This window comes from Halopseudomonas sp. T1L2 (assembly GCF_055397385.1).
Map to the genome: position 1 here is coordinate 1,827,428 of NZ_AP040865.1, position 13,573 is coordinate 1,841,000.

Below are 13,573 nucleotides of genomic sequence, written 5' to 3' on the forward strand. Positions count from 1 at the left end.
GACCTTTAGCCTTTTTTGCAATCTTTTTTTCTGATTTGCCATCAATGACTTAGGGCACCTCGGCGTATTCCTGCTGGCAGCTGTCAAAAACCCAGCGCCACAACTGCATCAAAGCTGTTACCTATATCGTTCATACCACGCCGATCTTTAGCCGTATTTCAGCCAATCCATGGCCGTTCGTCGGTCTGCGCATGCCCTGGCGGACGCGACATGCGTCCCTACGGATGGAGTGTTTGCGAGGACGCGGTGCGCACTGCGGCGGCGGTTACATCTGGTCATGCGGAAGGACATCACAGGTCGTGTCCGTGCAGTGGTTATGCGCGGAGTGAATGCGAGTACGCGCGCGACCTATCTCATCCTGCGGATGGGAGGTAAGCCGATGATCAGTCGGGGACCATGGTCACAGGGACCACAGTCAACATACAAGGGACACGACAGGTCGTGTCCGTGAGGCATTTGCCGCGCCGCGGTGACTAGTGCTCTCCATGACATATAGATGAAGACAGACAAAAGGCAGGGGCGATGCAACGCCCCTGTCATCTGACTGGGGTTAGCTGTGAGCACTGCGGTCGTCGCCCTGCGTCGGCAAGCCCACTGATATCGAGGTGCCCATGTACGCTGAGAAAGCTGTTGTTCGCGTGCACCGTGATTTGCAGGTGCACACCTGGTTTTACCCCAACCCGGCCAGCGACACGACAATCATTCTGGTCAACGGCTCGCTGGCGACCAGCGCCGCCTTCGGCCAGACGCTGCGCTATCTGCAGCCGCTGTGCAACGTGGTGTTGTTCGATCAGCCGTACAGCGGTCACTCGCGCGCACACAATCCGTCCATGCCGCTGATCGGCAAGGAAGACGAAGCGCTGATTCTGCTGGACTTGATCGAGCACTTTCGCGCCGATCAGGTGCTGTCGTTCTCGTGGGGAGGCGTGGCGACCATGCTCGCGCTGGCGCAGCGGCCATCGCGCATTCAGCGTGCGGTGATTACCTCGTTCTCACCAGTCCTGAACCCCCACATGCAGGACTACCTGAGCCGCGGCAAGACGCATCTGGCCGCCTGTGACCGGCAATCGGTCGCCATGTTGATCAACGACACCATCGGTGAACACTTGCCCTCTTTATATAAGCGCTGCAACTTCCGCCACGTCAGCAGCCTGGAGGAACACGAGTACAGCCAGATGCTGTTTCACGTGCGACAGGTGCTGGAGCTGGATGCCGGGCAATACATGAGCTGTGTGCGCAACATCGATATACCGCTGCTGTTTGTGAACGGCGCCTGGGACAAGTACACCAGCGCAGAAGACGCACGCTGTTTCGGCGAGTTGGCGAGCGATGCGCGTTTTGTCAGCATTGCGCATACCGGGCACTTTCTGGAGATGGAGCACAAGACGGCGCTGCAGGACACGCGCGCGGCGGTAGCAGGATTTGTGCTGGGCGATACGGCCGGCGCCGACAGACAGAAACTGGCGCTGGCTGGCTGAACTCCGGGACGGCCGAGTTCCAACTCGGCCATAGCGCTGCATTCCTGCCTGCTGGTCGAGCGGGCGCTCGACCTTCCCGGAAACCGCCTGCCCTGACGCTGTTGTATGACGCCGAGCTCCCGCCAGCGTAGGGACGCGACATGTCGCGTCCGCCGGTGCACCATGTCCAGGCCTGCCGCATGACCTGGACCTGATGCATCAGAGCTTTACGGATTCAGCGAGTCGAATACCGTCTGCTCGTTGTCAGCCGCCTGAGCGCGCAGGGCAATCAGTTGCTTGATCTTGCGGTGCGGGAAGACATAGAACTGGTTGGCCTCCACCGCCTTGACGGTCATTTCAGCTACGTCAGACGCCTGAATCCTGCCTTTGGCAACCGCAGCCTTGGTCATCTCGGCACGCTTGAGTGCCGTTTCACTGAGGGCAACGGTATCAGCCTTGTCCGCCGGACGGTTACGCTGAGAGTCGGAAATACCGGTGGGGAAAAACGCCGGGCACAGGCAGGTCACGCCAACATTGGCGCCAATGTCCTGCAGATCCAGCGCCAGGGTTTCGGAAAGCGCTACCACCGAGTGCTTGCTGACGTTGTAGACCGCCATGTTGGGGCCATTGAGCCAGCCTGCAGCAGAGGCGGTATTGACGATGTGACCCTCGCCCTGCTCCAGCATGATCGGGGTGAACACCTTGACGCCCCAGATCACGCCATAGACGTTCACACCCATCACCCACTCCCAGTCGTCCGGGGTGTTTTCCCAGGCGGCGCCACCGACGCTGACGCCAGCGTTATTGAACAGCAGGTGAGCGCCACCAAAGCGCGACTTGCACAGATCGGCCAGCGCCTGCACCTGTTCCAGCTTGGAGACATCCAGCCGCATGGTGGCGGATTCGGTACCCGGCGCCGCTTCCTCAACCAGGCGCACGGTTTCCTGCATGCCGCGCTCATCCACATCGCCGAGCACCAGCTTCATGCCGCGTGCCGCGCAGCACAGCGCCAGCTCGCGGCCGAGACCGCTACCACCACCCGTGATTACCGCTACCTTGCCCTGAAGGTCCTGCATGCCGTGTCTCCTCGTAAAATGCACTACATCGCTTATGCGCAGACTTGCTGATAATAAGTTGTCTGAATAGGATGCGCCGGGCGGCAACGTTCGACCAGCGCTATCGGTCTGCTTGATCAGGCAGCAGCAACCGGGTTTATCGAAATATGTCAGACCGCCGATAAGTCCGCCGATTTAACCTATAGTTGCCTTGAAACTCGACAGGGACCTTCGACGATGTCGCGTGTATTGATGCTGTCACTGCTGCTTATGCTGGCCTGCACTGCACAGGCTGGAAGCATTCGCCTGAACACTGACATCTTCCCCCCCTACCAGGTGCGCGAAGGAGACCGTCTGACCGGCAGCTCTGTCCGAGCTCTGGAATGCATATTCGACAGCATGCAGGTCGAGTACGACATCCGGGTCCTGCCGTGGGAACGCGCCATCCAGGAGGTCAGTGCCGGCAAGGCCGACGGCTTCTTCTCGGCGACCAGAATGAACCGCGCCAGCAATTTTGCGGTCCTGTCTGCACCACTGGCACTGGAAAAATGGTACTGGTTCAGCAACAGCCCTACCCGCCCGCCGAGCATAGGCAAGGCATCAAGCCTGAGGATCGCCGGTATCCGCGGGAGCAACGAGGTGGAGTGGCTGCAGCAGCATGGTTATCGCGTTGACCCGCTGGTGAGCAACACCGGGCAACTGCTGCAATTGCTGCAGCGCGGCCGTATTGATGCCTTTCTTGCTGATCAGCAGACCCTGCGAATCGAACTGACCCGGGCGCCCACAACGCTGCGCCCGTCCTACGCCCACTTTCAGCAATACACGACCCTCGGCGTCTACTTCGCCAATCGCTATGTCGATGCCCATCCTGGCTTCATAGAACAATTCAATGATCGGGTATTCGGCTGCCTGCCGGAATTTGGCGTGCTGACTGCGGGGGAGCGCCAGCGCCTGCAAAGCCTTTACGAAAACCTGTTTGCGCAATGGCGGCAGGACTCTGCATTAATCTCTGCGGTGCGGGAACAGAACCGCAGGCACCAAGGGCTATCAATCCAGGCAATCGAACAGCTGGACAGGCAATGGCTGGCGGAGCAGCACCTGCCCGCCGATCAGCGCCCGCTGACGACCAGCGTGCTGAACACGGCGCTGTCGGACTGGCTACGGAACATCCAGTCCGGCCAGAACGGAGCCATCAGCGAGCTGATAGTGACCGACCAGCACGGCCTAAACGTGGCGATCAGCGACCTGACGACCGATTACTGGCAGGGCGACGAAACCAAGTTCGTCGAGCCATTCTTTTCAGACCAGCCGTACATGAGTACGCTCGACTATGACCAGTCCACCCGGCGCTTTCAGGTTCACCTCAGTACCGGCATACGTGACCCGCTGACGAACAGCGTCATTGGCGTACTGATCATTGGACTGGATGTCGAAAAGGCCCTGCGTATGGATGACCTGCTGTTTCCTCAACCACTGACTGCAACAGGCCCATGAAGACGATCCGTGTACTTCCTTGCGCACTGCTGCTCATCGGCTGCGCCTCAGCGCCCCTGCCGCCACTGGCACAAGACAGAGCCCGCATCACCCTTGACCCTGACGTGGGCAGCCTGGCCCAGGCCTACCGACTGGATGGCGAGCCGCAGCGCAGCCTGCGCTTCGACGATCTCAGCACAGGGCCGCACGAGCTGCAGGTACGCTATGACTTCGAGACGCCTTCCGCAGGCGCGGTGCCAGGAGTAATGAGCAGCGGCCGGGGCACCTGCATCATGGCCATCAGTCATGACTTCGCCCCAGGCCGCCATTATCGCCTTGAACTGGCCCGTCGCGGCTGGCGACCGGCCGGCTGGTTATATGATGATCGCGGCAACCTGCTGACAAGAGCGCGTGAGGTTCGCTGCGGCCCCGGTGTCTGATCAGCCAACCCAGCCGGCCGAACGCCAGTTGTCCAGCCAGCGCAGGGCATCAGCCGGGTCTGGGCGGTATTCGGCCGCCAGCCAGCCGCGGTAGTCTGCCAATGCCAGCGCCTGCATCGCCTCGGCAAAATCAATATCCCCCGTGCCGGGAGCGCCGCGCCCCGGCGCGTCGGCAAACTGAACGTGGCCGATACGACCAGCCAGGCGGTCTATCGCAACAGGCAGGCTCTCGCCCATGCGGACCATGTGATACAGATCCAGCTGGGCGGCCACATTGGCATGCGCCACGCGGTCCATCAGGTCGACCAGCTCCGCTGAGCCGGCAATCAGAAAACCGGGCATATCGAGCCGATTGATTGCCTCACAGCAAACACCAATGCCCAGACCGGCGAAGCCGTCGGCCGCCAGCCGCAGATTGTCCGCCAGGCACGCCAGGGCAGCCTCCCGCTCAACGCCTTCAACCAGCCGCCCAGGCAGCACATTGACACGCTCGGGTCTGACTACTTCGGCATAACGCAGCGCCTGCTCCAGCGCCCGAGCGAAGGCCGGCCGACGCTCAGGTACTGCCGCGAGCCCCGCGCCGCCTTCCATCAGGTCACCGGCCGGCAGGTTGATCAGTACCAGCGGCAGCGCCAGGCGCTCCAGCTCGGCTCTGAGCGCTGCGGCTTCCAGCACATAGGGGAACTGGATCTCGACACCGGAAAAACCTGCGTCACGGGCAGCATCGACCCTCTCGGGCAAGGGCAGATCGGCAAACAGCAGGGACAGGTTGGCAGCGACGGGCCAGCGCATGGAGTGCCTCCACAAAAAGCCAGCAGTGTAATGGATGCCAGACAGAATGGGAGCACAGCACGGCAGCACTTCGCCTCGCTGCATTTTTTCACTACACTTCGCACACGCCGTACCGGGCCAACAACGCTCGGCACGAGTAATCCGCTATTGAACCGGAGAAAAACATGTTCCCACGTCGTCGCCCCGCCGCGCTGCTGGCAGGCCTTTGCCTGTCTGTCGCTACCCTGTTCTCTGCCGCTGTCAGTGCTGAAACAACTGAGCTTCGTGTCTCCGCCATCCCGGATGAGGCGCCCACCGAGCTGCTGCGCAAGTTCGAACCTCTCGGTCAATACCTACAGGAACAGCTGGGTATTCCAGTCGTATTCCAGCCGGTCTCCGATTATGCCGGCGTGGTTGAAGCGCTTGGTGCCAAGCGTCTGGATATGGCGTGGCTGGGAGGTTTTACCTTCGTTCAGGCCAAGCTGCGCACCGGCAACGCCATCCCGCTGGTTCAGCGCGAGCAGGATGAAGTGTTTACCAGCACCTTCATCACCGCCGACCCACAGGTAAACAGCCACGCTGACCTCAAGGGCAAGAGCTTCGCCTTCGGCTCGGTGTCCTCGACCTCCGGGCACCTGATGCCCCGCTACTTCCTGCAGCAGGACGGCATCGATCCTGACACCTTTTTCAGCCGTGTCGGTTTCTCCGGCGCCCATGACGCCACTGTCGCCTGGGTCGAATCCGGCAAGGTCGACGCCGGCGTGCTGAACTCCTCGGTCTGGGAAAAGCTGCTGGAAGAGAACAAGGTCGACACCAGCAAGGTGCGCGTCTACACCACAACGCCAACCTACTACGACTACAACTGGACCGTGCGTGGCGACCTGGAGCCTGAACTGGTCGAGCGCATCCGTGCGGCCTTCCTGGCGCTGGACCCGGCCAACCCGGCGCATAAGGCGATCCTTGACCTGCAACGAGCCTCGCGCTTTGTGCCGACCAGCGCCGAAAACTACATCGGCATTGAAGAGGCCGCCCGCTCCGCGGGTCTGCTGGAGTGAGTATCCGGCTGTCCGGGGTGGACTATGTTCACCCCAACGGCCAGACCGCACTGCACGGCATTGACCTGACCCTGAACCCGGGTGAGCAGGTTGCCATCATCGGACCCTCCGGCGCGGGCAAGACGACCCTGCTGCGCCTGTTGGCGACCAGCCTGTTGCCCAGCAGTGGCGAACTGAGTCTGCTGGACCGCCAGCCTGCCCGGCTGGGTTCCGGCGACCTGCGCCGACTGCGCAGCCGTATCGGTCTGATCCACCAGAGCCCGCCGTTGCCGCCGCGCCAGCGCGTCGTCACTGCGGTGCTCGCCGGCCGCCTGGGCCAGTGGTCACTCGCCCGCGCACTGGTTTCGTTGTGCTACCCGCTGGATATCCCGGGTGCTCGACAGGAGCTGGCTCGGCTGGATCTCGGCGACCGCCTGTTTGACCGGTGCGACCAGCTATCAGGTGGGCAGCAGCAGCGGGTCGGGATTGCCCGCACGCTGTACCAGCGTCCGGACCTGCTGCTGGCCGACGAGCCGGTTTCGGCGATGGATCCGGTACTGGCCGACCACACCCTGAGTCTGCTGGGTGAAGTAGCCCGTGAACGACAGCTGCCGCTGGTGGCCAGCCTGCATGCGGTCGATCTCGCGCTCAAGCACTTCCCGCGGATTCTCGGGTTGCGCGCAGGCCGAGTCCTGTTTGACAAGCCGGCAGGCGAGGTCAGCGAGCAGGACCTGACGGCGCTGTATGCCAACGACAGCCTGACCGCCCGCCAGTCCGAGCCGGCCAATCCGGCAATTGCCCGGCCGGTCCGTTGTCTGTGAACAGGCCTTCAACCCACTGGCGCGAGCGCGACCCGGCCGCCCTGCCCCGCGCCCTGCTGACCGCGATACTGCTTCTACTCCTGTGGCCGGGCCTGCAACTGACCGAGTTTCGTCCCCAGCATCTGTTCAGCGGTGACAACCTGAACACCATGGGCCGCTTCCTGAGCGGCTTCTGGCCACCGGCCAGCGACGCCGAATTTCTGCATCTGCTGGCTCGTGCGACGCTGGAAACCCTCGCCATGGCCACAGCCGGCATGGCACTGGCACTGATTCTGGCAATCCCCGCGGCTCTGGCAGCCACCCGGGCGCTGTCGGTTTCCACCCTGCTGAGCGGGCGAGCGCACTGGCTCGGCCGGCTGCTGCGCTACCCGGTGCGGATGCTGCTGATCGTACTGCGCAGCATTCCCGAGATCGTTTGGGCATTGCTGTTCGTGCGGGCCGTAGGCCTGGGCCCAACCGCCGGCGTACTGGCCATTGCCATTACCTACAGCGGCATGCTCGGCAAGGTCTACGCCGAGATACTCGAGTCGGTGGATCAGGCCCCCGCTCGGGCACTGCTGCAGAGCGGCAGCTCGCGCATCGCCGCCTTCTTTTATGGTCTGCTGCCCAATGCAGCACAGGAGCTGACATCCTATAGCCTGTACCGCTGGGAATGTGCAGTGCGGGCCTCGGTGGTAATGGGTTTTGTCGGTGCCGGCGGACTGGGCCAGATGATTGACCTGTCGATTCGCATGTTTGCCGGTGGCGAGGTGGTGAGCATCCTGCTGACCTTCCTGCTGCTGGTGCTGGTTGCAGACCAGATCAGCCTTTACCTGCGCCGGAGGCTGGCATGAAGCGTACGCTGCTCAACGCACTGACCCTGACGCTCCTTTGCGCCGCGGTCGCCGCGTCATTTATCTGGCTGCAACTGGATTTCAGTTCTCTGGTTACCGCGGATGGTCGCGAGCAGATGGCCCGCTATGTGGCGGCGTTCTTCCCACCCAACACCAGCCCGGCCTGGCTGGCCAAGCTTTGGCAAGGCGCATTGGAGACACTGGCCATCTCGGCGATCGGGACGCTGCTGGCTGCACTGTTCGGCGCCGCCCTGAGTCTGCTGGCGGCCGGGCGAATGGGCACTCTTGCGCGCAGCCTCTGTCGCCTGTTGCTCAATGCGCTACGCTCGGTACCGGAGCTGGTCTGGGCAGCCTTGATGGTGCTGGCCGCCGGGCTCGGCCCCTTTGCCGGCACCCTGGCACTGGCGCTGCACACCACCGGCGTGCTGGGCCGCCTGTTTGCCGAGGCGCTGGAGAACACCCCGACCGCGCCTGCGACCGCGCTGCGCGAGGCGGGAGCCGGACGCATTGTTGCCTTCCTCTATGGAACGCTGCCGGGCGTGTTGCCGCAGTGGCTGTCCTATACGTTGTATCGCTGGGAAAACAACATCCGCATGGCGGCTGTGCTTGGCTTTGTCGGTGCCGGCGGTCTGGGCCAGATGCTGCACGTCACCCTCAGTCTGTTCCAGCAGTCCAAGGCATCCAGTGTCATCATCGCCATGCTGGCGATGGTGCTGCTGGTCGATGCCCTCAGCGGCTGGTTGCGGGCAAGATTGGGTTAGACGGTAAGACCGGGGCCGCTCGGACGCGACATGTCGCGTCCCTGCCTCTCGGTGTGGTCGGCGCCTGTACCTGTGCCAACGCGCCATTGACACAGGGCCACGACATGTCGTGGCCGCAGCGTCCAACGCTCAGCCAGTCCGCTCCTGCACCAGCACCCAGGGCCGGATCACCACGGCCCAAAGCGTATCCGGGTTGCGTTCGGCCCAATCAGCGGCGCAGCTGTCGGTCGCAACCTGCAGCTGTCCGGCATCCATCCAGCCCTTGATGGCTTCGCTGTTGTCTTCCATCATCGCCGCCGCAACCTGAACCAGATCCAGTGCCGCATCAACCGCAAGCAGGTCGCCACGGGCAAAATGCGGCTCCAGCACTTTCCACTCGATCTGCGCTGTCGCGCCGAGAATGGCCGCGTAGGCCTCATCCGATACCGTCATAATTGCTCGCGCTCCCTATGGTTTCAGCCGCTGAATACTAATGAGCTGAGACGTGAACGCAAGTCTGCTGCCCGCCCTGATGGGGCAAATACGCCAAAAATGACTATTCTAAGAGCGGAGATGTCGCCATACAGACAGAATATTTCAGTTTGCGGACATCGGTTTATTTTTTGCACACCCCAGATTCCATTGCCTGCAGGACGATTGCTAAACTGCGCCGGTACAGTTCCGAACCGATGTTCCGGCAGCACGACATCACTGGCGTAACACCCCTTTTCGGCATAACAACACAAGTGAGCAGATGACATGAAAATGGCACACAAGAAAGCACTTTCCCGGATGATCGCCGCCGCGGCGCTGGCTGGCGCCAGCACCTGTGCAGTCGCAGCGGACACCATCAAGATCGCCCTGGCCGGTCCGGTCACCGGCCCCGTCGCCCAGTACGGCGACATGCAGTTCATCGGCGCCAAAATGGCCATTGAGCAGATCAACCAGGCAGGCGGCGTCAACGGTGCCCAGCTGGAAGGTGTGGTATTTGACGATGCGTGCGATCCCAAACAGGCCGTTGCGGTCGCCAACCGGATTGTCAACGAGGGTATCAGCTTTGTTGTCGGCCACCTCTGCTCCAGCTCTACCCAGCCCGCTTCCGACATCTACGAGGAAGAAGGCATCCTGATGATCACCGCGGCCTCCACCAGCCCGGACATCACCGACCGCGGCTACCAGATGGTGTTCCGTACCATCGGTCTGGACAGCCTGCAGGGCCCGACCGCCGGCAACTTTATCGTCGAGCAGATCAAGCCGCAGAAAGTCGCCGTCATCCACGACAAGCAGCAGTATGGTGAAGGTATCGCCACCGCCGTACGGGACGTGCTGCTGGCCAACGATGTTGAGGTGCCGGTCTTTGAAGGTATTACCGCTGGCGACAAGGACTTCTCCGCGCTGATCGCCAAGTTGCGCCAGGCCGGTGTCGATTTCGTCTACTACGGCGGCTACCACCCCGAACTGGGCCTGATCCTGCGTCAGGCTGGCGAGCAGGGCCTGGATGTTCGCTTCATGGGTCCGGAAGGGGTTGGCAACACAGACATCTCCGCCATCGCCGGCGAATCCTCCGAAGGCCTGCTGGTTACCCTGCCCAAAGCCTTTGACCAGGATCCCAAGAACGCCCATCTGGTCGAGGCGTTCAAGGCCAAGAACGAGGACCCGTCAGGTCCGTTCGTATTCCCGGCCTATGCCGCCGTTCAGGTCATTGCCGACGGCATCAAGATCGCCGACAGCACCGACACCGAAGCCGTCGCCGAAGCACTGCGCAGCAACAGCTTCGAAACCCCCACCGGCACTCTCAGCTTCGATGAAAAGGGCGACCTGAAGAACTTCAACTTCGTCGTCTATGAGTGGCACGCTGACGCCAGCAAGACCGCACTGACCGAGTAATCGACCCGCAACGGGCCTGTTCAACCATACGTTGGCAGGCCCGCTTTTTATTGTCGAACGCACAGCTGTGCGGACCTGCACTGTTTCCCTTGCCCTTTCGGTGTCATGGCCATGCCAGAGTCCCTTTACTACCTTATCCAACAGCTGCTCAACGGTCTGACCGTCGGCAGCACCTACGCCCTGATCGCCATCGGCTACACCATGGTCTACGGCATCATCGGCATGATCAACTTCGCCCATGGCGAGGTGTACATGATCGGCAGCTATATCGCCTTTATCGTCATCGCCGCGCTGGCCATGTTCGGTATCGAGTCGGTGCCGGTGATGATTGTCGCTGCGTTCGCCATCAGCATGATGGTGACCAGCGCCTACGGCTACAGCATCGAGCGCGTCGCCTACCGCCCATTGCGCGGCGGCAACCGCCTGATTCCGCTGATTTCCGCTATCGGCATGTCGATCTTCCTGCAGAATCTGGTGCGTATCGCCCAGGGCTCGCGCGACATTGCCATGCCGACCATGATCAGCGGTGGCATTGATATCGGCCCGCAGGACGGATTCCACGCCACCCTGTCCTACATGCAGATGATTATCTTTGTAGTCACCCTGATCACCATGACCCTGCTCACCCTGTTCATCTCCCGCTCACGCATGGGCCGCGCCTGTCGCGCCTGCGCCGAGGATCTGAAGATGACCAACCTGCTGGGGATCAACACCAATGCCGTCATCGCCCTGACCTTCGTCATCGGCGCCGCGCTGGCTGCCGTTGCCGGCGTACTGCTGGGCATGTACTACGGCGTGATCAATCCCTACATCGGCTTCATGGCCGGTCTCAAGGCCTTCACCGCAGCGGTTCTGGGCGGTATCGGCAGTATCCCGGGGGCTGTCCTCGGCGGCCTGCTGCTGGGCGTCACCGAGGCCATTACCGCCGGGTACTTCAGCACCGAATACAAGGATGTGGTCGCTTTCGGTCTGCTGATCCTGATTCTGCTGTTCCGTCCCAGTGGCATCCTCGGTCGTCCGGAGGTGGAGAAGGTATGATCCGTTCGAACCTGAAACCGGCGGTGATCTCAGCCGTTGTGGTTGCCATCCTCACCGGCCTGTTGCTGGGCGTGCGCCTAGATCAGCAGGGTACTACCCTCGGTCTGGTCGGTGCCGGCCCGGACGTGTACTGGAAGATCGCGGCAGCAGCCGCCTTCCTGTTTTTCTTCAACCTGTTCCGCGATCAACTCAGCGCCCTCTGGAAGGGCCTGCCAGGACTGCCGAAGGCGCCGCCGAAGCTGACCAGCCTCGGCGACAAGCCCGCACTGCGGCGGCTGTTCTGGTGCTTCATGATCGCCGCAGCGATCCTCTGGCCGTTCCTCTCCAACCGCGGCGGCACGGACCTGGGCACCCTGGTGCTGATCTACGTGATGCTGGGCCTGGGCCTGAACATCGTTGTGGGTCTGGCCGGTCTGCTGGATCTGGGCTACGTCGGCTTCTACGCGGTTGGCGCCTACGGCTACGCACTGATGGCGATGTATTTCGATGTCGGCTTCTGGACCGGCCTGGTCATCGCCGGTTGCCTGGCGGCCCTGTTCGGCTTTCTGCTGGGGTTCCCGGTGCTGCGCCTGCGCGGCGACTATCTGGCCATTGTGACGCTGGGTTTTGGCGAGATCATCCGCATCCTGCTGAACAACATGACCTGGCTGACCAACGGCCCGAACGGTATCGGCGGCATTCCCAAGCCCACCCTGTTTGGCCTGGAATTCAGCCGCCGTGCCAGCGAGGGCATGCAGAGCTTTCATGAGTTTGTCGGCATCAGCTACAACTCCGAGCACCGGGTAATCTTCCTCTACCTGCTGGCACTGCTGCTGGTACTGATCACCCTGTTCGTGATCAACCGCCTGCTGCGCATGCCGATCGGTCGCGCCTGGGAAGCCCTGCGCGAAGACGAGATCGCCTGCCGCGCACTGGGCATCAACCCGACCGCCGTCAAACTCGGCGCCTTCACCATCGGCGCCAGCTTCGCCGGTTTTGCCGGCTGCTTCTTCGCTGCGCGCCAGGGCTTTATCAGCCCGGAGTCGTTCACTTTCATCGAGTCCGCCATCATCCTCGCCATCGTGGTGCTGGGTGGCATGGGGTCACAGATCGGCGTCATTCTGGCGGCGATCATCATGACCATCCTGCCGGAGATGGCCCGCGAATTTGATGAATACCGCATGCTGCTGTTCGGCCTGATGATGGTCCTGATGATGATCTGGCGTCCCCAGGGTCTGCTGCCGATGAGCCGTCCGCACATGGAGTTACGTACATGAGCCGCCCCCTTCTGGATGTATCGGGCCTGACCATGCGCTTCGGCGGCCTGCTGGCCGTTGACGGCGTTCACCTCAGCGTACAGCCCGGTCAGATCGTGTCGATGATCGGCCCCAACGGGGCCGGCAAGACCACCGTGTTCAACTGCCTGACCGGTTTCTACAAACCGAGTGGCGGCAAGATCGTGTTCGATGGCCGTGAAATCCAGGGCATGCCCGGCTTCAAGGTTGCCCGACGCGGCATGATCCGCACCTTCCAGCATGTGCGCCTGTTCAAGGAAATGACCGTGGTGGAAAACCTGCTGGTAGCGCAGCACCAGCATATGAACACCAACCTGCTGGCCGGCCTGTTCAAGACACCGGGCTATCGCCGCAGCGAGCAGGAAGCGATGGAGCGCGCCGCCTACTGGCTGGATCGAGTCGAGCTGCGCGAGTTTGCCAACCGCCCGGCCAACACCCTGGCCTATGGTCAGCAGCGCCGTCTGGAGATCGCCCGTTGCATGGTGACACAGCCCAAACTGCTGATGCTGGATGAGCCCGCAGCGGGTCTGAACCCGAAGGAAACCGACGATCTCAAGGCACTGATCAGCGAGCTGCGCGATGAGCACCAGATCACTGTGCTGCTGATCGAGCACGACATGAAGCTGGTGATGAGCATCTCCGACCACATCGTCGTGATCAACCAGGGCCGCCCGCTGGCCGCCGGCACCCCGGATGAGATCAAGCAGAATCCAGACGTCATCAAAGCCTATCTTGGCGAGACCTGAGGGA

14 protein-coding genes are annotated in these 13,573 nt (G+C 62.0%); 11 read left to right on the top strand and 3 right to left on the bottom strand.

What is annotated here, in order from left to right:
- Positions 1-611: 611 nt before the first annotated feature.
- A complete protein-coding gene (locus tag ACZ5WQ_RS08505) occupies positions 612-1,478 on the top strand; it encodes an alpha/beta fold hydrolase (RefSeq protein ID WP_464383574.1) in 867 nt (288 codons plus the stop codon).
- A 206-nt stretch (positions 1,479-1,684) separates the two neighbouring features.
- Here the strand turns inward: ACZ5WQ_RS08505 and ACZ5WQ_RS08510 are convergent, their stop codons facing one another.
- A complete protein-coding gene (locus tag ACZ5WQ_RS08510; RefSeq protein WP_088273551.1) occupies positions 1,685-2,533 on the bottom strand; it encodes an SDR family NAD(P)-dependent oxidoreductase in 849 nt (282 codons plus the stop codon).
- 216 nt (positions 2,534-2,749) lie between these two features.
- Here ACZ5WQ_RS08510 and ACZ5WQ_RS08515 point away from each other — a divergent pair, with 216 nt between their 5' ends.
- Complete coding sequence (locus ACZ5WQ_RS08515; RefSeq protein WP_464383575.1) at positions 2,750-4,006, top strand: substrate-binding periplasmic protein; 1,257 nt, start codon at positions 2,750-2,752, stop codon at positions 4,004-4,006.
- Positions 4,003-4,425: a PA0061/PA0062 family lipoprotein gene (locus ACZ5WQ_RS08520; protein ID WP_269686971.1), complete on the top strand. Its 423-nt coding sequence runs from the start codon at positions 4,003-4,005 to the stop codon at positions 4,423-4,425. Before ACZ5WQ_RS08515 ends, ACZ5WQ_RS08520 begins: the two co-directional genes overlap by 4 nt.
- Here ACZ5WQ_RS08520 and ACZ5WQ_RS08525 read toward each other — a convergent pair whose 3' ends face one another.
- Positions 4,426-5,217 carry a hydroxypyruvate isomerase family protein gene (locus ACZ5WQ_RS08525; protein WP_269686970.1) on the bottom strand — a complete coding sequence of 264 codons (792 nt, stop codon included), beginning with the start codon at positions 5,215-5,217 and terminating at the stop codon, positions 4,426-4,428.
- A 164-nt stretch (positions 5,218-5,381) separates the two neighbouring features.
- On the opposite strand from ACZ5WQ_RS08525, the gene ACZ5WQ_RS08530 reads away from it, so the two are divergent.
- From ACZ5WQ_RS08530 to phnE, 4 genes are read left to right on the top strand one after another with little or no spacing between them, the layout of a single operon-like run.
- Entirely contained in the window at positions 5,382-6,251 is an 870-nt protein-coding gene (locus ACZ5WQ_RS08530; protein WP_269686969.1) for a putative selenate ABC transporter substrate-binding protein, read from the top strand.
- Positions 6,248-7,051 carry a phosphonate ABC transporter ATP-binding protein gene (locus tag ACZ5WQ_RS08535; protein ID WP_464383576.1) on the top strand — a complete coding sequence of 268 codons (804 nt, stop codon included), beginning with the start codon at positions 6,248-6,250 and terminating at the stop codon, positions 7,049-7,051. The genes ACZ5WQ_RS08530 and ACZ5WQ_RS08535 overlap by 4 nt, the downstream gene beginning before the upstream one ends.
- Positions 7,048-7,884: a PhnE/PtxC family ABC transporter permease gene (locus ACZ5WQ_RS08540; protein ID WP_228247204.1), complete on the top strand. Its 837-nt coding sequence runs from the start codon at positions 7,048-7,050 to the stop codon at positions 7,882-7,884. The genes ACZ5WQ_RS08535 and ACZ5WQ_RS08540 overlap by 4 nt, the downstream gene beginning before the upstream one ends.
- Complete coding sequence (gene phnE / locus ACZ5WQ_RS08545; RefSeq protein WP_228247203.1) at positions 7,881-8,645, top strand: phosphonate ABC transporter, permease protein PhnE; 765 nt, start codon at positions 7,881-7,883, stop codon at positions 8,643-8,645. The genes ACZ5WQ_RS08540 and phnE overlap by 4 nt, the downstream gene beginning before the upstream one ends.
- A 129-nt stretch (positions 8,646-8,774) precedes the next feature.
- Here phnE and ACZ5WQ_RS08550 read toward each other — a convergent pair whose 3' ends face one another.
- Positions 8,775-9,077 (bottom strand): DUF2288 domain-containing protein, encoded by a 303-nt coding sequence (locus ACZ5WQ_RS08550; RefSeq protein WP_285676396.1) that lies wholly within the window; start codon positions 9,075-9,077, stop codon positions 8,775-8,777.
- Between the two features lie 306 nt (positions 9,078-9,383).
- Between ACZ5WQ_RS08550 and ACZ5WQ_RS08555 the strand changes: the two genes are divergently transcribed.
- From ACZ5WQ_RS08555 to livG, 4 genes are all read left to right on the top strand, one after another.
- Positions 9,384-10,511: a branched-chain amino acid ABC transporter substrate-binding protein gene (locus ACZ5WQ_RS08555; RefSeq protein WP_088273543.1), complete on the top strand. Its 1,128-nt coding sequence runs from the start codon at positions 9,384-9,386 to the stop codon at positions 10,509-10,511.
- Between the two features lie 111 nt (positions 10,512-10,622).
- On the top strand, positions 10,623-11,549 hold the full coding sequence (gene livH, locus ACZ5WQ_RS08560; protein WP_228247201.1) for a high-affinity branched-chain amino acid ABC transporter permease LivH: 927 nt from the start codon (positions 10,623-10,625) through the stop codon (positions 11,547-11,549).
- Positions 11,549-12,805, top strand: a complete 1,257-nt coding sequence (locus ACZ5WQ_RS08565; RefSeq protein WP_276530409.1) for a high-affinity branched-chain amino acid ABC transporter permease LivM — start codon at positions 11,549-11,551, stop codon at positions 12,803-12,805. The genes livH and ACZ5WQ_RS08565 overlap by 1 nt, the downstream gene beginning before the upstream one ends.
- On the top strand, positions 12,802-13,569 hold the full coding sequence (livG, locus tag ACZ5WQ_RS08570) for a high-affinity branched-chain amino acid ABC transporter ATP-binding protein LivG (RefSeq protein WP_088273542.1): 768 nt from the start codon (positions 12,802-12,804) through the stop codon (positions 13,567-13,569). Before ACZ5WQ_RS08565 ends, livG begins: the two co-directional genes overlap by 4 nt.
- Positions 13,570-13,573: the final 4 nt, after the last annotated feature.

Excerpts from the sequence above, each read along its gene's own strand:
- ACZ5WQ_RS08530 (WP_269686969.1), top strand. The coding sequence starts at position 5,382 with ATGTTCCCACGTCGTCGCCCCGCCGCGCTGCTGGCAGGCCTTTGCCTG.
- livG (WP_088273542.1), top strand. The coding sequence starts at position 12,802 with ATGAGCCGCCCCCTTCTGGATGTATCGGGCCTGACCATGCGCTTCGGC.
- ACZ5WQ_RS08555 (WP_088273543.1), top strand. The coding sequence starts at position 9,384 with ATGAAAATGGCACACAAGAAAGCACTTTCCCGGATGATCGCCGCCGCG.
- ACZ5WQ_RS08550 (WP_285676396.1), bottom strand. The coding sequence starts at position 9,077 with ATGACGGTATCGGATGAGGCCTACGCGGCCATTCTCGGCGCGACAGCG.
- ACZ5WQ_RS08520 (WP_269686971.1), top strand. The coding sequence starts at position 4,003 with ATGAAGACGATCCGTGTACTTCCTTGCGCACTGCTGCTCATCGGCTGC.
- ACZ5WQ_RS08505 (WP_464383574.1), top strand. The coding sequence starts at position 612 with ATGTACGCTGAGAAAGCTGTTGTTCGCGTGCACCGTGATTTGCAGGTG.
- livH (WP_228247201.1), top strand. The coding sequence starts at position 10,623 with ATGCCAGAGTCCCTTTACTACCTTATCCAACAGCTGCTCAACGGTCTG.
- ACZ5WQ_RS08525 (WP_269686970.1), bottom strand. The coding sequence starts at position 5,217 with ATGCGCTGGCCCGTCGCTGCCAACCTGTCCCTGCTGTTTGCCGATCTG.
- ACZ5WQ_RS08515 (WP_464383575.1), top strand. The coding sequence starts at position 2,750 with ATGTCGCGTGTATTGATGCTGTCACTGCTGCTTATGCTGGCCTGCACT.
- phnE (WP_228247203.1), top strand. The coding sequence starts at position 7,881 with ATGAAGCGTACGCTGCTCAACGCACTGACCCTGACGCTCCTTTGCGCC.
- ACZ5WQ_RS08510 (WP_088273551.1), bottom strand. The coding sequence starts at position 2,533 with ATGCAGGACCTTCAGGGCAAGGTAGCGGTAATCACGGGTGGTGGTAGC.